The 18,554-nt window shown below is 67.7% G+C and carries 20 protein-coding genes; 12 read left to right on the top strand and 8 right to left on the bottom strand.

Annotated features, from left to right (window positions below; genetic code table 11):
- Window positions 1–365: 365 nt before the first annotated feature.
- Window positions 366–1,730, top strand: a complete 1,365-nt coding sequence (locus H7I57_RS13870) for a PGRS repeat-containing protein (protein WP_264024123.1) — start codon at window positions 366–368, stop codon at window positions 1,728–1,730.
- Between the two features lie 159 nt (window positions 1,731–1,889).
- Here the strand turns inward: H7I57_RS13870 and ltp2 are convergent, their stop codons facing one another.
- The 6 genes from ltp2 to H7I57_RS13840 are packed head-to-tail and all read right to left on the bottom strand — an operon-like array spanning window position 1,890 to window position 7,984.
- Window positions 1,890–3,056: a 17-hydroxy-3-oxo-4-pregnene-20-carboxyl-CoA lyase gene (gene ltp2 / locus H7I57_RS13865; RefSeq protein ID WP_264024122.1), complete on the bottom strand. Its 1,167-nt coding sequence runs from the start codon at window positions 3,054–3,056 to the stop codon at window positions 1,890–1,892.
- Window positions 3,053–3,457, bottom strand: coding sequence for a MaoC family dehydratase (locus H7I57_RS13860; protein WP_264024121.1), 405 nt, complete (start codon window positions 3,455–3,457; stop codon window positions 3,053–3,055). The genes ltp2 and H7I57_RS13860 overlap by 4 nt, the downstream gene beginning before the upstream one ends.
- Entirely contained in the window at window positions 3,454–4,431 is a 978-nt protein-coding gene (locus tag H7I57_RS13855) for a bifunctional MaoC family dehydratase N-terminal/OB-fold nucleic acid binding domain-containing protein (RefSeq protein ID WP_264024120.1), read from the bottom strand. Before H7I57_RS13855 ends, H7I57_RS13860 begins: the two co-directional genes overlap by 4 nt.
- 31 nt (window positions 4,432–4,462) lie before the next feature.
- Complete coding sequence (gene fadE29, locus H7I57_RS13850) at window positions 4,463–5,638, bottom strand: acyl-CoA dehydrogenase FadE29 (RefSeq protein WP_264024119.1); 1,176 nt, start codon at window positions 5,636–5,638, stop codon at window positions 4,463–4,465.
- A gap of 29 nt (window positions 5,639–5,667) precedes the next feature.
- Entirely contained in the window at window positions 5,668–6,669 is a 1,002-nt protein-coding gene (locus tag H7I57_RS13845) for an acyl-CoA dehydrogenase family protein (RefSeq protein ID WP_264024118.1), read from the bottom strand.
- 37 nt (window positions 6,670–6,706) lie between these two features.
- Window positions 6,707–7,984 carry a cytochrome P450 gene (locus tag H7I57_RS13840; RefSeq protein ID WP_264024117.1) on the bottom strand — a complete coding sequence of 426 codons (1,278 nt, stop codon included), beginning with the start codon at window positions 7,982–7,984 and terminating at the stop codon, window positions 6,707–6,709.
- A gap of 121 nt (window positions 7,985–8,105) precedes the next feature.
- Here H7I57_RS13840 and H7I57_RS13835 point away from each other — a divergent pair, with 121 nt between their 5' ends.
- Genes H7I57_RS13835 through H7I57_RS13805 form a run of 7 tightly spaced genes read left to right on the top strand, consistent with a single transcriptional unit; the run spans window position 8,106 to window position 13,225 of the window.
- Window positions 8,106–9,281 (top strand): steroid 3-ketoacyl-CoA thiolase, encoded by a 1,176-nt coding sequence (locus tag H7I57_RS13835; RefSeq protein WP_264024116.1) that lies wholly within the window; start codon window positions 8,106–8,108, stop codon window positions 9,279–9,281.
- Window positions 9,282–9,288: 7 nt separating this feature from the next.
- Window positions 9,289–9,672, top strand: a complete 384-nt coding sequence (locus H7I57_RS13830; RefSeq protein WP_264024114.1) for a DUF8021 domain-containing protein — start codon at window positions 9,289–9,291, stop codon at window positions 9,670–9,672.
- A gap of 9 nt (window positions 9,673–9,681) precedes the next feature.
- Complete coding sequence (locus H7I57_RS13825) at window positions 9,682–10,182, top strand: nitroreductase family deazaflavin-dependent oxidoreductase (RefSeq protein ID WP_264024113.1); 501 nt, start codon at window positions 9,682–9,684, stop codon at window positions 10,180–10,182.
- Window positions 10,183–10,229: 47 nt separating this feature from the next.
- Window positions 10,230–11,609 (top strand): EspA/EspE family type VII secretion system effector, encoded by a 1,380-nt coding sequence (locus H7I57_RS13820; RefSeq protein WP_264024112.1) that lies wholly within the window; start codon window positions 10,230–10,232, stop codon window positions 11,607–11,609.
- Complete coding sequence (locus tag H7I57_RS13815; RefSeq protein WP_264024111.1) at window positions 11,606–12,145, top strand: hypothetical protein; 540 nt, start codon at window positions 11,606–11,608, stop codon at window positions 12,143–12,145. The genes H7I57_RS13820 and H7I57_RS13815 overlap by 4 nt, the downstream gene beginning before the upstream one ends.
- A 2-nt stretch (window positions 12,146–12,147) precedes the next feature.
- Window positions 12,148–12,465, top strand: a complete 318-nt coding sequence (locus tag H7I57_RS13810) for a hypothetical protein (RefSeq protein ID WP_264024110.1) — start codon at window positions 12,148–12,150, stop codon at window positions 12,463–12,465.
- A 31-nt stretch (window positions 12,466–12,496) separates the two neighbouring features.
- Window positions 12,497–13,225, top strand: a complete 729-nt coding sequence (locus H7I57_RS13805) for a mycothiol-dependent nitroreductase Rv2466c family protein (protein WP_264024109.1) — start codon at window positions 12,497–12,499, stop codon at window positions 13,223–13,225.
- A gap of 26 nt (window positions 13,226–13,251) precedes the next feature.
- On the opposite strand, the gene H7I57_RS13800 is transcribed toward H7I57_RS13805, so the two are convergent.
- Together H7I57_RS13800 and H7I57_RS13795 are read right to left on the bottom strand one after the other, a co-directional pair.
- A complete protein-coding gene (locus tag H7I57_RS13800; RefSeq protein WP_264024108.1) occupies window positions 13,252–14,157 on the bottom strand; it encodes an SDR family oxidoreductase in 906 nt (301 codons plus the stop codon).
- A gap of 29 nt (window positions 14,158–14,186) precedes the next feature.
- Window positions 14,187–14,966, bottom strand: coding sequence for an SDR family oxidoreductase (locus H7I57_RS13795; protein ID WP_264024107.1), 780 nt, complete (start codon window positions 14,964–14,966; stop codon window positions 14,187–14,189).
- Window positions 14,967–15,033: 67 nt separating this feature from the next.
- Between H7I57_RS13795 and echA20 the strand changes: the two genes are divergently transcribed.
- Genes echA20 through ipdC form a run of 4 tightly spaced genes read left to right on the top strand, consistent with a single transcriptional unit; the run spans window position 15,034 to window position 18,525 of the window.
- Window positions 15,034–15,795 carry a (7aS)-7a-methyl-1,5-dioxo-2,3,5,6,7,7a-hexahydro-1H-indene-carboxyl-CoA hydrolase gene (gene echA20, locus H7I57_RS13790; protein ID WP_264024106.1) on the top strand — a complete coding sequence of 254 codons (762 nt, stop codon included), beginning with the start codon at window positions 15,034–15,036 and terminating at the stop codon, window positions 15,793–15,795.
- Window positions 15,792–16,703: a cholesterol ring-cleaving hydrolase subunit IpdA gene (gene ipdA, locus H7I57_RS13785; protein WP_264024105.1), complete on the top strand. Its 912-nt coding sequence runs from the start codon at window positions 15,792–15,794 to the stop codon at window positions 16,701–16,703. The genes echA20 and ipdA overlap by 4 nt, the downstream gene beginning before the upstream one ends.
- A complete protein-coding gene (gene ipdB / locus H7I57_RS13780; RefSeq protein WP_308204359.1) occupies window positions 16,700–17,455 on the top strand; it encodes a cholesterol ring-cleaving hydrolase subunit IpdB in 756 nt (251 codons plus the stop codon). Before ipdA ends, ipdB begins: the two co-directional genes overlap by 4 nt.
- Window positions 17,452–18,525 (top strand): (3aS,4S,5R,7aS)-5-hydroxy-7a-methyl-1-oxo-octahydro-1H-indene-4-carboxyl-CoA dehydrogenase, encoded by a 1,074-nt coding sequence (gene ipdC / locus H7I57_RS13775; RefSeq protein WP_264024103.1) that lies wholly within the window; start codon window positions 17,452–17,454, stop codon window positions 18,523–18,525. Before ipdB ends, ipdC begins: the two co-directional genes overlap by 4 nt.
- The last annotated feature ends 29 nt before the right edge of the window (window positions 18,526–18,554 follow it).

The raw sequence follows: 18,554 nt of genomic DNA, 5'->3' as shown, positions 1-18,554 counted from the left end.
AGGTCACCCTGCTCGCGCGCCACCCGCGGCCAGCGAACCGCCTTATGCGTCCATGCTGGACCGTCGCTCGACCATGTTCGGGCGATGCGATCGCACCGGACCCTCCGCCGAGCGGTCGCCCAAATCATCCGCTGCGTGGCCCGGTTCCAACTATTCGGAGCGCCTCAAAGACTGCAGTTCTTGAGCGCCCCAATCGCACAAAAGAACGGGGTACGGAAATGAAGAAGAAGCAGCAAAATTGCAAAGCCAGGCATCAGAAGTCGCGTGGTCCGGGACTCTCGGCTCGCCAATATCTCACGACGGGAGTCGGGGGAGCGGCGATGGTCGGGGTCGGCGTCCTGCTGGCCGCCCCTCCGGGTGCTCAAATGTCGAAAATCGCAAACCCGGATATTCAACTCGCGTCCTTCGGCTCAGTGCTGGCACCCCCTCCGCTGACCCCAGAGGGTGACGTCCTCTGGTGGTGGATCGATGGCGGATCGGATTCCAAATCCGCGTCGACGGCTTCGTCCGTCGGTGTCGGCGGCGGCGCGGGTTTCTTCGCGACCGTGTTCAACTCGTGCGGGCTGGTCTGTAACGGCGTCGACGGCATCGAGGGAGACCCCGACGGCCAAAGGGGCGGGCTGCTGTGGGGCGACGGCGGCGACGGCTGGGATTCGACCGTGGCGGGAGTGGATGGCGGTAACGGCGGCAAGGCCGGGTTGTTCGGCGGCAACGGGGGCGACGGCGGCGACGGGGCGGATGGAAACGCCACGATTATCGACGGCAGTAACGGCGGTAGCGGCGGCGACGCTGGATGGCTGTCGTGTGGCGCCGGCGGCAACGGTGGCAACGGCGGTGACGGCTACGCCGGTGCAGACGCCGGCGTTCCGACTGGCGAGCCTGTTGATGGAGAGGACGGCGACAGTGTTCCCCCCAACGAGGTGATCACTGACGGCGGGACCGGTACCGACGGCGGTGACGGCGGTGACGGCGGCAACTCGAACGGCACCACGGCGCCCAATGAAGCCGGTGACGGCGGGACCGGTGGTGCTGGCGTAGACGGCCTAGTCGGGCTAACCGGCGGTGACGGCGGTGACGGCGGTGACGGCGGTCACGGCGGTTGGTTCGACGGTGACGGCGGTGACGGCGGTGCCGGCGGCAGCGGCGGTGACGGCGGTGCCGGCAGTGACGCCCTCAACGATGGCGGTGACGGCGGTGACGGCGGCAACGCCAACGGCATCCCAACCACCCCGGACCTAGGCGGTGACGGCGGTACAGGTGGCACCGGCGGTGACGGCGGTGCCGGCGGAACCGGTGGTGACGCCGGGGCCGGCGGGGCCGGCGGCGGCAGTGGATTGTTTGGCGGCACCGGCGGTGACGGCGGGCCCGCAGGTGAGGCCGGTGACGGCGGTGACGGCGGAGACGCCACCGACGGCGGTGACGGCGGTGACGGCGGTAACGCGAACGGCGCTGGCGGTTTCGGTGGTGACGGCGGTGACGGCGGTGACGGAGGTGACGGCGGTGACGCCGGCACCGGTGGGGCCGGCGCTGACGGCGGTACAGGCGGCAGCGGCCCATTGTCCGGCGGCAGCACCGGCACCGACGGCACCGACAGTGACAGCGGTGGCACCGGCGATACCGGCACCGGCGGTCTCGGCGGTGACGGGGGTGACGGCGGTGACGCGAACGGCACCGGCGGCACCGACGGCAGCGGTGGCTCCTCCGGCTCGGACGGGAGCGGCGGCGTCTAACCGACAACCACTGATCAGGGGGTGGGCAATCCCCGCCCCCTGATCACCCCGTCAGCGATCAAATCTCTCGATGACCCCACCGAACGCTGTCGGGGCTCTGTCGTCGCATCAGGCAGCCGGTGCGGCAACACCTGCTCGAGGGCGCTGTTGCCAGGCATCTCAACCGAGGATGAGACCCGATGTCGGCACGCCGGTACCGGCGGTCACCAGCACGTGCTCGACGTCAGGCACGGGGTTGACGGAGGTGCCGCGTAGCTGGCGCACCCCTTCGGCGATGCCGTTCATGCCGTGGATGTAGGCCTCGCCCAACTGGCCGCCGTGCGTGTTGATCGGCAGCCGGCCACCGATCTCGATCGCGCCGTCGGCGACGAAGTCCTTGGCCTCGCCCTGCCCACAGAATCCGAGCTCTTCGAGCTGGATCAACGTGAACGGCGTGAAGTGGTCGTAGAGGATCGCGGTCTGGATGTCTGCGGGTGTCAGCCCGGACTGCTGCCACAGCTGCCTACCCACCAGCCCCATCTCGGGCAAACCCAGCTCAGGCCGGTAGTAACTGACCATCGAGTACTGGTCGGGGCTGGACCCCTGCGAGGCCGCCTCGATGACCGCGGGCCGGTGTTTGAGGTCCTTGGCCCGCTCGGGTGTCGTCACGACGACCGCGACGCCGCCGTCGGTCTCCTGACAGCAGTCGAGCAGCCGCAGCGGCTCGGCGATCCATCGCGAGTTCTGGTGTTCCTCGATCGTGATCGGCTTGCCGTAGAAATACGCCTTCGGATTGTTGGCCGCGTGCCTACGGTCGGCCACCGAAACGGCTCCGAAGTCCTTGCTGGTCGCCCCCGACAGGTGCATGTAACGCTGCGCGATCATCGCCACCTGGGCGGCGGGGGTGGACAGCCCGTGCGGGTAGGAGAACGAGTTGTCGACGCCGGTGGAATCGGCGTTCTCGACCAGCCGCATCTGCACCTGGCCGAACCGCATTCCCGACCGCTCGTTGAAGGCGCGGTATGCCACAACGCATTCCGCGACACCGGTCGCGACCGCGATCGCGGCCTGCTGGATCGTCGCGCAGGCCGCCCCGCCGCCGTGGTGGATCTTGGAGAAGAACTTCAACTCCCCGATCCCGGTGGCCCGTGCGACGGCGACCTCGGTGTTGGAATCCATGGTGAACGTGACCATGCCGTCGACGTCTGCCGGTGTGAGACCCGCATCGTCGAGTGCGTCGAGCACCGCCTCGGCGGCCAGCCGCAGTTCGCTTCGGCCGGAGTTCTTCGAGAAGTCGGTGGCGCCGATGCCGACGATCGCCGCCTTGCCGGACAGGCCGTCGCTCATGCGGCACCTCCGAGGGTCAGTGTCGCGTTGGCGATCACGTGATCGCCGAGGCTGTTGCTGCCGGTTACCTTCAGAGTGACGAGGTCGCCGTCGACGGCGGTCACCTCGCCGGTGAACGTCACGGTGTCATAGGCGTACCACGGCACGCCGAGCCGCAGACCGATCGACTTGATGACGGCGGTCGGGCCGGCCCAGTCGGTGATGAAGCGCTGCACCAGACCGGTGTCGGTGAGGATGTTGACGAAGATGTCCCTGGACCCCTTGGCCTGCGCCTTGTCCCGGTCGTGATGCACGTCCTGGTAGTCGCGCGTCGCGATCGCCGTCGAGACGATGAACGTCGGGTCGCCGTAGAGCTTGAGCTCGGGAAGCTTGGTCCCGACCTCTGCCACCGGGGCGCTCACTTCGCAGGCTCCCACGCGTAGAGCGTCCACGCCGGGCCGGAGTCACCGTCGGGGAAGTCGATGTACGTTGCGCGAACCGGCATTCCGATCTCCACGCTGGCCGGGTCGGCGTTGCGAAGTTCGCCGAGCATCCGCACCCCTTCCTCGAGTTCGACGAGCGCGATGACGAACGGCAGCGTGCGGCCGGGCACCTTCGGCGCGTGGTGCACGACGAAGCTGAACACCGTGCCGTTCCCGCTGGCGACCAGATAATCGGACGGCTCCACATCTTTCCCAGCGTCGGCCCACAGGGCAGGCACCGGCGGGTGCTGCAGGCTGCCGTCGGGTCGCTTCTGGATGCGCAGTTCGTGCGCGTTGACGCCGTCCCAGAAGAACTTGGTGTCCTTCGAGGACGCCGGCCGCATCATCGAGGCCGCGTCGAGGTCCTCGGGCACCGCCGAGGCGGGCGCATCTTGATCTGCCGGCCGGAACTTCATTATCCGCCAGAGCATCTCGGCCACTGGGCTGTCTTCGTCGTCGCCACAGTGCCAGGTGATCTTCTGCGTGATGAAGAACCCCTCACCGAGCGCGGTCCGCTTGGGGCCGACGACGTCGGTCAGTTCGGCGGCGACGCTCACCTCCTCGCCGGGGCGCAGATATCGGTGATAGGTCTGCTCACAGTTGGTGGCGACCACACCGACATAGCCTGCGTCGTCGAACAATTCGAGGATCTTGCCGAGTGGGTCGTCGTCGGGGCGGACACCGCCGAGCCCCATCATGGTCCACACCTGGATCATCGCGGGCGGTGCGACGACACCGGGATGGCCCGCGGCCTTCGCGGCCTCTTCGTCGACGTAGATCGGGTTCTTGTCGCCCATCGCGTCGAGCCAGTGGTCGACCATCGGCTGGTTGACCGGGTGGCGACCGGTGCGCGGCTTGCTCTTACCTTCGGCCTTGACGCGGTCCGCCGCGGCCTTGATGTCGTCCACACTCATCGTGATGCTCTGTTCTTCGCGCAGGCTCTCATCACCGCGGAACCCTCGGAACCTTCAGCCCCGCCGCAGCGATCATCTCGCGCATCACCTCGTTGACTCCTCCGCCGAACGTGATCACCAGGTTGCGCTTGGTCATCTTGTCCAGCCAGTCGAGCAGCTCGCCGGTCTCCGGATCGGCCGGGTTGCCGTACTTGCCGACGATCTCCTCGGCCAACCGGCCCACATCCTGAATACGTTCGGTGGAAAAGACTTTCGTGGCCGCGGCGTCGGCGACCGCGATCGTCTCTCCCGACGACGCCACCTGCCAGTTCAGCAGTTCGTTGACCCGCCAGATCGCTTTGATCTGCGCCAGCAACCGCTGCACGTCGGCGTGGTCGATCGGCGTGACACCGTCCGAGCCCGGCTTGGAGGCCCAATCGCGGACCTGGTCGTAGATGCCCGCGACGCGCCCGGCGGGACCGAGGCCGACCCGCTCGTGGTTGAGCTGGGTCGTGATGAGCTTCCAGCCGCCGTTCACCTCCCCCACGACCATGTCGGCGGGGACTCGGACATCGTTGTAGTAGGACGCATTGGTGTGGTGGGCGCCGTCGGACAGGATGATCGGGGTCCACGAGTAGCCCGGATCCTTGGTGTCGACGATCAGGATCGAGATGCCCTTGTGCTTGGCGGCCTCCGGGTCCGTGCGGCAGGCCAGCCAGATGTAGTCGGCGTCGTGGGCGCCGGTGGTCCACATCTTCTGGCCGTTCACGATAAAATAGTCGCCGGCCTCGTCCCTACGACGCACCGCCGTGGTCCGCAGCGACGCGAGGTCGGTGCCCGCGTCGGGTTCGGAGTAGCCGATCGCGAAATGGATGTCACCGGAGAGGATTCCGGGGAGGAACTTCTTCTTCTGTTCCTCGGTGCCGTACACCTGCAGCGTCGGGCCAACGGTCTGCAACGTCACCAGTGGCAGCGGGACGTCGGCGCGGTTGGCCTCGTTGACAAAGATCTGCTGCTCGATCGGGCCGAACCCCAGCCCGCCGTACTCCTTGGGCCAACCGACCCCGAGTTTGCCGTCGGAGCCCATCCGCTTGATGACCGCGCGGTAGGCCTCGTTGTGGCGGTTGGACTCCATCGCCTCGGCCTCTTCGGGCGTGATGAGCGTCGAGAAGTACTGCCGCAGTTCGGCTTGCAGTTGCCGCTGCTCTGGCGTCAGCTCGATGTACATTATTTCTCCCGTCGCTTCGCTCGCCCCATTTACGCTCCCACCAGGTCGAGACGATGAGTCGGACCGCCCAGCAGCCGGTTCAGGTCCTTGATCGACGAGTAGTAGCGGTCCATCGGGTAGGTGATGTCCATACCCATGCCGCCGTGCAGGTGATGGCACGTGCGCATCGCGGGCGGCGCCTGGGAGGTCAGCCAGTACCCGAGGATGGCCAGGTCGTCATCGGCGTCAAGGCCTTCGGAGAGCCGCCACACGACCGAGTTGGCGATCAGGGAGATGGTGCGCGAGGCGATGTAGACCTCCGAGAGTTGGGCGGCCACAGTCTGGAACGTCGACAGCGGCCTGCCGAACTGTTCCCGGGTGGCGACGTAGTCGGCGGTGAGCCGCAACGCGCCGGCGACCAGGCCCGCGGTGAACGCGCCGACCACGGCCAGCGCCAGTTGGTCGACCCGGCGCGCGGTGGTCGCCTCCAGCACGTCGGCGTCGTCGACCGCCACATCGACGAACGACACCACGAACTCGTCGGATCCGTTCGACGTCGGCGTCTTGGTGACCGTCAGTCCGTCGGCGTCACCGGGCACGACCGCCACGCCGGCGTCCGTGGTGACGACGATCCAATCCGCTTGTCCCGCATAGCCCACGCCGACCTTGGTGCCGTTGAGCTTGTTGCCTGCCAGCGAAGCCGACGGCCGATCCGGCAGCGGCGCGCCCGGCTCGCTCATTGCCAGCGCCAGGACGGAGCCCTTCGCGACGCCGGCCAGGTAACGATCCTGCTGGGCGTCGGACGCCAGATCGAGCAGCACCGCCGTGGCGCCGAGCGTGGTCAGCGCCGGGCCCACCGTGCCGCGCCTGCCGATCTCGGTCAGCGCGGTGGCGATCTCGGCGAGACCGAGGCCATCGCCGCCGAGACGCTCGGGCGCCGCCAGGGCGGGCACGCCACCGGCGACCAGTGCCTCCCAGCTGTTGTCGCGGTCCAGCACCGACGTCACCACATCGGCGACAGCCTGCTGCCCTTCATCGAGACCGAAATCCACTCGACTCCTCCTTGAGCCTTGCGCTGATCAGTGCTGCTCAGGCGTGATCCGCCGGAGCCCCGGCGACGGGGCACTTGCCGGTGTAGTCAACCTGCCAGTGCTTGATGCCGTTGAGCCACCCCGACTTCAGCCGCTCCGGTTCGCCGATCGGCTTCATTTCCGGCATCGCGTCGGCGATGGCGTTGAAGATCAGGTTGATGGTCATCTTGGCGAGATTCGCGCCGATGCAGTAGTGGGCGCCCGTGCCGCCGAAACCGACGTGCGGATTGGGGTTTCGCATGATGTCGAAGGAATGCGGGTTCTCGAAGACCTCGTCGTCGAAATTGGCCGAGCGGTAGGACATCACGACCCGCTCGCCCTTCTTGATCTGCACCCCGCCCAGTTCGACGTCCTCCAGCGCGGTGCGCTGGAACGCCGAGACCGGCGTGGCCCAGCGGACGATCTCGTCGGCGGCGGTCTCCGGCCGTTCCTTCTTGTACAGCTCCCACTGCTCGGGATTCTGCGAGAACGCGATCATGCCGTGGGTGATGGAGTTGCGGGTGGTCTCGTTGCCTGCCACCGCGAGCATCACGACGAAGAAGCCGAACTCGTCGTCGGAGAGCTTCTCGCCCTCGATGTCGGCCTCGATGAGCGTCGTGACGATGTCGTCGGTGGGGTTCTTCGCCCGCTCCTCGGCCATCTTCATCGCGTAGGTGATGAGCTCGAACGAAGACATGGCGGGGTCGACGTCGGCGTACTCGGGATCCTCACCGGCGGTCATCTCGTTGGACCAGCGGAAGAGCTTGTCGCGGTCCTCCTGCGGCACGCCCAGGAGGCCTGCGATGGCCTGCAGCGGCAGCTCGCAGGACACCTGCTCGACGAAGTCCCCGGTGCCTGCGGCCGCGGCGGTCTGGGCGATCTTCTGGGCGCGGCTGCGCAGTTCGTCCTCGAGGCGCCCGACGGCGCGCGGGGTGAAGCCACGGGAGATGATCTTGCGCAGCCGGGTGTGCTGTGGCGCGTCCATGTTCAACAGGACGGCCTTCTGCAGATCGATCGCGTCTCGGGTCATCCCCTGCGGCCACGTCGGGATGGCACCGTCGGGTGAGCTGCCGAAAACGTCGTTGCGCTTGGACACATCTTTGACGTCCGCGTGCTTGGTCACGAGCCAGTAGCCCTTGTCACCGAAGCCGCCCGTGCCTCCCGGCACGTCGACCCAGTGGACGGGCTCGGACTCGCGCAGCGCGGCGAGTTCCTCGACCGGCAGACGCTCGAGATTCAGCGTCGCATCGAGGAAGTCGAAATCTGACGCGATGGGGCAGGAATTCGGGCCTGACATAGGAAAGCTCTCCTCAGTTGCAACGTGTTCTAGTTCCAGTAAAACATGCCTTCACCGCAGATCAAAGGTGTGGTGGTAGCGCGGCTTGGCAAGCTGATGAAACGTGTTCTAGCCTGACGGAATGGGTAACCCTGTCATCGTTGAAGCCACCCGCAGCCCAATCGGCAAGCGAAAGGGATGGCTGTCCGGCCTGCACGCCACCGAGTTGCTCGGGGCCACCCAGCGGGCCCTCGTGGAGAAGGCCGAGTTGGATTCCGGCTTCGAAGCCAGCCAGGTGGAACAGGTCATCGGAGGGTGCGTCACGCAGTTCGGTGAGCAGTCCAACAACATCACCCGGGTGGCCTGGCTGGTGGCCGGCCTGCCCCACCATGTGGGTGCGGCGACGGTCGACTGCCAGTGCGGCAGCAGCCAGCAGGCCAACGGCTTGATCGCGGGCCTGATCGCGGCGGGCGCCATCGACGTCGGCATCGCGTGCGGCATCGAGGCGATGAGCCGCGTGGGATTGGGCGCCAACGCCGGCCCGGACCGCAGCATCATCCGTCCCGAGTCGTGGGACATCGACCTGCCCGATCAGTTCACCGCCGCCGAGCGGATCGCCAAGCGTCGCGGCATCACCCGCGAGGACATCGACAGGTTCGGCTTCGACTCGCAGCGCAAGGCCAAGCAGGCGTGGGCCGAGAACCGGTTCGAGCGCGAGATCAGCCCCATCGAGGCGCCCGTCCTCGACGAGAACAGGCAGCCGACCTCCGAGCGCGCGTTCGTCAGCCGCGACCAGGGCCTGCGCGACACCACGCTGGAAGGTCTGGCGTCGCTGAACCCGGTGATGGAGGGCGGCATCCACACCGCGGGAACGTCTTCGCAGATCTCCGACGGCGCCGCGGCGGTGCTGTGGATGGATGAATCCGTGGCACGCGCGCAAGGCTTTGTTCCCCGGGCCCGCATCGTCAGTCAGGCGCTCGTCGGCGCCGAGCCGTACTACCACCTCGACGGCCCCGTCCAGTCGACCGCGAAGGTGCTGGAGAAGGCCGGGATGAAGATGGGTGACATCGACATCACCGAGATCAACGAGGCCTTCGCGTCGGTCGTGCTGTCATGGGCCCAGGTGCACGAGCCCGACATGGACACCGTCAACGTCAACGGCGGCGCCATCGCGCTGGGTCATCCCGTGGGCAGCACCGGCAGCCGGCTCATCACCACCGCGCTGCACGAACTGGAGCGCACCGACAAGACCACCGCGCTGATCACGATGTGTGCGGGCGGCGCGCTGTCCACCGGAACGATCATCGAGCGGATCTAGGGACCCAGTGATTCCGGAAGCCGACCGCATCGCCGCGGCGCAGGCGTACATCAACGCACTGGCCAGCCATGACGCCGACGCCGTGCCGTTCGCGCCGGGCTGCACCCGCACCGAGGTCGGCCTCAAGACCGGATTCTCGGGTAATCACCTGCGCCGCAGCCTGAACCGCGGCATGCAGTACCGGGTGATCAGGTCGGTCACCGCGCCGGAGTTCTCCGTCGACGGCGACACCGTACGGGCCCGCTTCGACTTGTCGACCAGGCCGACCCTGGCCGGGCGCCGTGTCGGAGCGCATGTCGACGAGACGTTCCTCATCCCCGCCGACGACCCGTCCGGGCAGGCGCTGATCCACCACATCCGGGCCGACATCCGCCCGTTCCTGACCCGATAGGATCCGGCCATGGCCAAACCCCCACGCCCTCTGAGCCCCAAGCAGGTCGAAGGACTCAACTCCAATGCCGTCGGCGTCGGCATCAAATGGATGTCGAAGTTCAACACGTGGGCGTTCAAGGCCACCGGCGGGCGGCTCGGGTCCAAGTGGCGTGGCGGGTCCAACCGCTTCAGCGCGCCTCCCCCGGTCGGCATCCTCACGACCATCGGAAGGAAGTCCGGCCAGCCGCGGGAGAGCCCGCTGCTGTTCCTGCGCGAGGGCAACCGGGTGGTGCTGGTCGCCTCACAGGGCGGGCGTGCCACCAATCCCATGTGGTACTTGAACATTCAGGCCAATCCCGAGGTCTCATTCCAGATCAAGAACGAGAAGCTGAAGCTGACGGCCCGCGACGCGACCGACGCGGAGCGCGAGCAATACTGGCCCAAGCTCGACGCGCTCTACCCGGACTTCGCCAACTACCGGACCTACACCGACCGCCAGATCCCGATCATCATCTGCGACCCCGCCTGACATTTCGGTGCGCCTGACCGGTTCCAGCCGGTGGGATACTGGTGCGCGTGGGTGTGCTCGCCGCGTTCCTTGCGACGTGGTCCCGCGCGCGCTCGACGTTCGGGCAGGGCACCCCGCAGAACGGCGCCCCCTACGACGGCAGCGCGCCGCTGCGGCAGCTCGAATCCCGGGTGGCCGCGGCCGCACCGGGCGCGCAGTGGTCCGGCGGAGCGGCCACGGCCTACGGCACGGCCAACGCCGACCACGGCCGCGTCCTCGGTGCCCTTGCGGGCCTCGACCTGAGGTTGCGCGCCCAGCTCGATCGGTCCGCACGGGTGGTGACGACCGGGCGGGGAAACCTCGACGCCGTGCATCAGTGGGTGATGGCCGCCGCGAGCAGCGTTCCGCAGAACGCCGCAGGGGAACGGATGCTGCTGCCGATCGTGCAGAAGGGCATCGGTGAGGTCGTCGAAATCGTGTCGAAGTCCAACAGCGAGTTGAACTCCATCGGCGCCCGGATCGCCGGCATCGGTGAGGAATACCGCGCGCTGGGCATCGGCCAGAAGTTCGGCTCGGGCGGCCCGGGTGAGAACCCCGCCGACCCGACCCGGCCGCCGACCGAGCCCCGGGACGAGTACGAGGGGGCGCTGCGCGAGGCAGGTCTGCTCACCGGGCCCCCTCCCGAGGGCTTCTACAGGGAATGGCTGGAGAACGCCCGGCGTCAGGGCGTGCCGCCGGAGATCATCGCCGACATCGCCCGGCGCCACGACATCACGCCGTCGAGCTTCGATGTCCTCACCGGCATGCAAAAGGTCGTCGACAAGGACGGCAAGTCGTTCTTCCTGATCCCGCAAGACACCTCGGGTGCGGACGCCCGCAAAGCCGCGCGGATGACCTACATCCTCAACGCGGGCACCGATTACGGCGACCACGGCACCGGCAACGACTTCACCCCGGAGCCGTACTCGGCCGACGAAGTCCAACGCATCATCGACCGGCAGAACGCGAACTCGTGGAGCTACGACCGAGACGTCGACTTCGTCCACGGCAACGGTGGCCGACTCATGACCACGCCGAACGGGATGCTGATGGGGCTGGGAGGCAACGGATTACAGGACCTCTACAGCCAGGCGGGCGGCTCGACATGGGGGGACATCTTCATGCTCAACATCGACGACCCCGACGACGCGGCCCAGCAACTCCGCGACGTCGCCGAGTCAGGCGTCATGTGGTACAGCGGCGACGACGGCAACGGTTACGCCGGCTCGAACCGGCTCGATCTGGACCGCATGCTTCACCACAAGGAACGCCACTCCCAGCAGTGGGCCGACAGGGGCTACGGCGGATTCCTGCGGGACTACGGCTGGGAACTGTTCCGGGAGAACGTGCTCGGCAAGACCAACAGGCTCGAAGAAGACGCCGGTTTGGCGGACGGGGGGTACTCGTGATCCACCGGATGCTCACCATGCTGACCGCACTGGCCGTGGTCGGAGCGACGGTCGTCGCGTGCCAGCGCGACGGTTGGGAACCCCAACGCGGCGCCCCGTCGCTGCCACCGGCCTTCGGCGCGCGGGTCACCGACGGGCGGCTGCACATCTGGACGGGATCCCCGTGCACCGCCGCGACCAAGGTCAATCTCGATTTCGCGCCGAACAAGGGCCGACTGCAGCTTTCGGCCCCGCCCGGGCAGACCGCCAGCGTGGAACGTCTGGTGCTGGGCGGAACCTATCCGGGTCTCGAGGTGACCGAGGCACTACCCGAGGACTTCGACTGGCGCGACGCGGAGTCGTTGCGGTTCTGGATCGTCGGCCATCCCGGTGGGCTCGGGTCGAGAACCGACATCGACGAAATCGTCGACAGCTCAGCCCGATATCCCGACGACACGTACTGGTTCCAGGACGTCGGCTGGCTCGGCCCTGCAGAGGTGGCCGAGCAGGACGGCAAGACCTTCCTGGCGACCTGCACCCCCGACCCGGCGGAGTGAACGTGACAGCCGGGCGTTCGCGGGTGGCGGTCACCATCCGGGTGGTGGCCGGCGTGGTCGGTGCCGCGGCCGGCCTGCTGTGGGCGTTCTGCGCATTCACGGTGGCGAGCTCTCGGTTCGCCACCGATCCGGCCCACGATCCGCACGGTTACGGATTGATGTTCGGCTCGGCCCTGGCGCTGGCCAGCGGGCTCGTCGCGGCCCTCGTGGTGCCGTTCGCGTTTCCCGCGCGACGCCGGCCGCGCGTCACGCTGATCGCGATGGCGACCTACGTCATCTGCTCGGCGCTGCTGGTCACCGCGTGGTTCACCGCGTCGTGACTCGCGCGCCATGGACCGTAGTCTGCGAACCATGACGACCTCAGCGGACCTTCATTTCTATTTCGACCCGGTGTGCCCGTTCGCCTGGATGACCAGCAAGTGGGTGCGCATCGTGGCCGCCCAGCGTGACTACGCGGTGGACTGGCGGTTCATCTCGCTGCGAATCCTGAACGCAAACGTCGACTACGCAACGCACTTTCCCGAACACTACGTGGACGGCCACACCGCGGGCCTGCGGTTGCTGCGGGTCTGCGCGCGGGCGCGACAAGAGCACGGACGCGAGGCCGTCGGGCTTCTGTACACGGCGCTCGGCACCCGGTTGTTCGACACACGCCGTGACGTCGATCCGCTCTCGGCATCGGAGCAAGGATCGCGAGGCATGCTGGAGCCGTTGCTACGCGGCGTCGGACTCCCGACCGCTCTCGCAGACGCGCTCGACGACGCGACGTTCGACGAGGTGATCCGCGCCGAGACCGAGGACGCGCTGGCCCTGACGGGTCGCGACGTCGGAACGCCGATCCTGCACTTTCAACCGCCGGGCGGGACGGCGTTCTTCGGACCGGTGATCAGCAGGCTGCCGAGCCCCGACGACGCGGGTCGCCTCTGGGATCACGTGATCGGCCTTGCGAGCTTTCCCGGCTTCGCCGAGATCAAGCGCAGCCTGCGGGAACGTCCCCAGCTGGCGAGTTTCGGAGTCGACACCGAAACCGGCGGCACCGAAGAAGACTGGCACGGAGGTAGTCGCCGCCCGAAGAAGTGAGCGGACCACTTATGCAGGTGGCAGGTTCAGGCTCCGTAAACGGGTACCGGTGGGCGCGCCTTGGCGAGCAGGTCGGTGACCACGGGGCCGAGTTCGGCGGGGTCCCACTTGGCCCCCTTGTCGATCTCCGGGCCGTGTGCCCATCCCTCGGCCACCCGGATCTTGCCGCCCTCGACCTCGAACACCTTCCCGGTGACGTCGCGGGATTCGACGCTGCCCAGCCACACCACCAGCGGTGAGATGTTCTCCGGCGCCATCGCGTCGAAGTCGGCGTCCTGGGTCGACATCATTTCCGCGAAGACCGTCTCGGTCATCCGGGTGCGCGCCGACGGCGCGATAGCGTTGACGGCGACACCGTAGCGACCCATCTCGGCCGCGGCGACCAGCGTCAGCGCGGCGATCCCGGCCTTGGAGGCGCTGTAGTTCGCCTGTCCCACACTGCCTTGCAGTCCGGCACCGGAACTGGTGTTGATGATGCGGGCATCAACGGTTTCACCCGCCTTGGACTTCGCACGCCAGAACGCGGCGGCGTGCTTCATCGTGGCGAAGTGCCCCTTCAGATGCACGGCGGTGACGGCGTCGAACTCTTCCTCGCTGGTGTTGGCGAACATCCGGTCACGCACGATGCCTGCGTTGTTGACCAGTACGTCCAGCCCGCCGAAGCAGTCGACAGCGGTCTGGATGAGGCCCTCGGCCTGCGCCCAGTCGGCGACGTTGGCGCCGCTGGTGACGGCTTCGCCACCGGCGGCGACGATTTCGTCGACAACGCCTTGGGCCGCGCTGCCGCCACCTGCCGGTGAACCGTCCAGGCCCACCCCGATGTCGTTGACGACGACCCGTGCGCCCTCGGCGGCGAAGGCCAGGGCATGCGCCCGGCCGATCCCGCCACCCGCACCTGTCACGATGACCACGCGGCCGTCGAGCAATCCCATGATTTTGGTCTCCTTGCTGTGTTTTCGCGCTATTTGATGTCGGCGGTGGTGGTCGACAGGTAGTGCGGCGGCTCGCCGCCGCCGTGCACCTCGAGCGACGCCCCGCTGATGTAGGACGCCGCATCCGAAGCCAGAAATGCGGTGGCCCAACCGATGTCGGCCGGCTTGGCGAGCCTGCCGAGCGGCACGTTCTTCGAGATCGCGGCGATGGAATCGGCGTCACCGTAGAACAGTTCCGACTGCTCGGTCTCCACCATGCCCACCACCACGGAGTTGACCCGCACCTTGGGCGCCCACTCGACGGCCAGGGTCGCGGTCATGTTCTCCACCCCCGCCTTGGCCGCGCCGTAGGCGACGGTGCCCGGCGTGGGACGCCTGCCGCTCACGCTGGTGATGTTGACGATCGATCCCCCGGACCCCTGCGTCTGCATGACGGTATTGGCGTGTGTCGAAACCGACAGCGCGCCAAGCAGGTTGAGTTCGAGGATCTTCCTGCTGAACTTGGCCGAGGCCTCGGCGGCGAGCACGTACGGCGAACCGCCCGCGTTGTTGACGACCACGTCGAGCCGGCCGTGGTCGGCCACCACCGCGTCGATGAGCGCCTTCACCGCGTCGTCGTCACGGATGTCGCAGGAGTGGAAGTCGTAGGGCAATCCCTCCACGGGGCGGCGCGCACACGTCACCACGGTGGCGCCCTGGTCGGCGAAGACCTTGCTGATGCCTGCGCCGACGCCCCGCACACCCCCGGTGACGAGCACGACGCGGCCCCGTAGACCCAGGCTGATGGCACTGTCGACGGCGTCAGTCACTGTGCTAGCGTACCAAGCAAGTGCTTGCTTAGGTAGCCACCCCAATCGAGAGTTCACTGGAGATCTCATGAGCATCACCACGAGGACGGTCGAACCGGGCATCGTCTCGGTCACCGTCGACTACCCCAAGGTCAACGCGATCCCGTCGCGAGGCTGGTTCGAACTCGGCGACGCCATCACCGCCGCGGGCCGCGACCGCACTACCCATGTGGTGATCCTGCGCGCCGAGGGCCGCGGCTTCAACGCGGGCGTGGACATCAAGGAAATGCAGAACACCGAGGGCTTCACTGCCCTGATCGACGCCAATCGTGGCTGCTACCACGCCTTTCGGGCGGTCTACGAGTGTGAGGTGCCCGTGGTGGCCGCGGTCAACGGCTTCTGCGTGGGCGGCGGCATCGGGCTGGTCGGCAACGCCGACGTCATCGTCGCCTCCGACGACGCGACGTTCGGCCTGCCCGAGGTGGAGCGCGGCGCGCTGGGCGCGGCGACCCACCTGTCCCGGCTGGTCCCGCAGCACATGATGCGGCGGCTGTTCTTCACGGCGGCCACCGTGGACGCCGCGACCCTTCACCATTTCGGCTCGGTCCACGAGGTGGTTCCGCGTGCCGACCTCGACGAAGCCGCCCTGCGCGTCGCCCGCGACATCGCCGTCAAGGACACCAGGGTGATCCGCGCGGCCAAGGAGGCGCTGAACCTCATCGACGTGCAGAGGGTGAACGCGAGCTACCGCATGGAGCAGGGCTTCACGTTCGAGCTCAACCTGGCCGGGGTGGCCGACGAGCACCGCGATGCGTTCGCGGGCACCGAGAAGCGAGCGGGGACCAAATGACCGACAAGCGAACCACTCTGGACGACGCCGTCGCGTCGATCGAGAGCGGCATGACGATCGGCATCGGCGGCTGGGGTTCCCGGCGCAAGCCGATGGCCTTCGTGCGCGCGCTGCTGCGCACCGACGTCACCGACCTCACGGTCGTCACCTACGGCGGCCCCGACCTCGGCCTGCTCTGCTCGGCCGGCAAGGTGAAGCGGGTCTACTACGGCTTCGTGTCCCTGGATTCGCCGCCGTTCTACGACCCGTGGTTCGCCAAGGCGCGCACCACCGGCGCCATCGAGGCCCGCGAGATGGACGAGGGCATGCTGCGCTGCGGGCTGCAGGCCGCAGCGCAACGGCTGCCGTTCCTGCCGATCCGCGCCGGACTCGGCAGCGACGTCAGGGCCTTCTGGGGCGACGAGCTCAAGACCGTGCGCTCGCCGTACCCCACCCAATCCGGCTACGAAGAGCTGGTGGCGATGCCCGCCCTGACGCTGGACGCGGCATTCGTGCACATGAATCTCGGTGACGCACGGGGCAATGCGGCCTACACGGGAATCGACCCCTACTTCGACGACCTGTTCCTGATGGCCGCCGAGAAGCGCTGCCTGTCGGTCGAGAAGGTGGTGTCCACCGAGGAGCTGGTGAGTTCGGTTGTGCCGCAGCAGCTGCTGATCAACCGCATGATGGTCGACACAGTGGTGGAAGCACCCAACGGCGCACACTTCACCACCGCCGAACCCGACTACCGCCGCGATGAGAGGTTCCAGCGTCACTACGCCGAGGCGGCGGGCTCCGACGACACCTGGGCCGAGTTCGTCAGCACCTACCTGTCGGGCAGCGAAGCCGACTACCAGGCCGCGGTGCGCACGTTCGCCGAAGAGCAAGCGGCCGCGAAGTCGGCTGCAGAGGGGGCAAGCAAGTGATGTCAGTGACACGTGCCGAGGTGTGCACCGTCGCGTGCGCCGAACTCTTCCGCGACGCCGGCGAGATCATGGTCAGCCCGATGACCACCATCGTGTCCATCGGCGCCAGGCTGGCACGGCTGACCTTCTCCCCCGACATCGTGCTCAGCGACGGCGAGGCCCGGCTGATCGCCGACACGCCTGCCATCGGCGCGCCTGCCGCGATCGAAGGCTGGATGCCGTTCGGTCGCGTCTTCGAGACACTCGCCTGGGGCCGGCGCCACGTCGTCATGGGCGCCAATCAGGTCGACCGGTACGGCAACCAGAACCTGTCGGCGTTCGGCCCGCTGCAGCACCCGACCCGCCAGATGTTCGGGGTGCGGGGTGCGCCGGGAAACACCATCAACCACGCCACCAGCTACTGGGTGGGCAACCATTCGAAGCGGGTGTTCGGCGAGTCGGTCGACATCGTGTCCGGAATCGGTTGGGACAAGGTCGATCCGGACAACCCCGCCTACCGTTTCGTCAACGTCTACCGGGTGGTGACCAACCTCGGCGTCTTCGACTTCAACGGCCCGGACCACCAGATGCGCGCAGTGTCGTTGCATCCGGGCGTCGAGGCCGACCAGGTGGCCGAGAACACGTCGTTCGAGGTTCACGGACTGGACACCGCGGAGACCACCCGGCTGCCGTCGGACGAGGAGCAGCAGCTGATCCGCGAGGTCATCGACCCGAAAGGACTGAGGGACCGAGAAGTGCGAGAAGTGAAGTGAGCTCCTTGAAGACCCCGCTGACCGAGCTGGTCGGCATCGAGCATCCAGTCGTCCAGACCGGCATGGGCTGGGTGGCGGGCGCGCGACTGGTGTCCGCGACCGCCAACGCGGGCGGTCTCGGCATCCTGGCCTCGGCGACGATGACCCTCGACGAGCTCAAGACCGCGGTCGCCAAGGTGAAAGCCACCACCGACAAGCCGTTCGGCATCAACATCCGCGCCGACGCCGGCGACGCCAACCAACGCGTCGACCTCCTGATCAGCGAAGGAGTCAAAGTCGCCTCCTTCGCCCTGGCTCCCAAGCCGGACCTCATCGCCAAGCTCAAAGAGGCAGGCGTCGTGGTCATCCCGTCGGTGGGACTGGCCAAGCACGCCAAGAAGGTCGCGGGCTGGGGCGCCGACGCCGTGATCGTGCAGGGCGGTGAGGGCGGCGGGCACACCGGCCCGATCGCCACCACGCTGCTGCTGCCGTCGGTGCTCGACGCCGTCGCCGACACCGGGATGCCGGTGATCGCCGCGGGCGGCTTCTTCGACGGCCGGGGCCTGGCCGCGGCACTGTCCTACGGCGCGGCTGGGGTCGCCATGGGAACACGCTTCCTGCTGACGTCCGACTCCACCGTCCCCGACTCGGTCAAGCAGCGCTACCTGCAGGCCGCCCTCGACGGCACCGTGGTGTCCACCCGCGTGGACGGCATGCCGCACCGGGTGCTGCGCACCGGGCTGGTCGAGAAGCTCGAGAGCGGCTCGCGGCTGCGCGGCTTCTCTGCCGCAATCGGCAACGCCCAGAAGTTCAAGAAGATGTCCCAGATGTCGTGGCGCTCGATGATCAAGGACGGCCTCGAGATGCGTCACGGCAAGGAACTCACCTGGTCGCAGGTCGTCATGGCGGCCAACACCCCGATGTTGCTCAAGGCCGGACTGGTCGAGGGCAACACCGAAGCCGGCGTGCTGGCCTCGGGCCAGGTCGCCGGCATCATCGACGACCTGCCGTCCTGCGCCGAGCTGATCGACTCCATCGTCACCGAGGCGATCCAGCACCTTCGGTCCGCTGCAGGGTTCATCGCCGACTGACGCCTCACCCGGCCCGCTTCGGGGTACTC

The organism is Mycolicibacterium pyrenivorans, from assembly GCF_025821625.1.
GTDB lineage: Bacteria > Actinomycetota > Actinomycetes > Mycobacteriales > Mycobacteriaceae > Mycobacterium > Mycobacterium pyrenivorans.
Note: the sequence above shows the minus strand (reverse complement) of the source record. Positions and strands in the feature narration are given on the sequence as shown.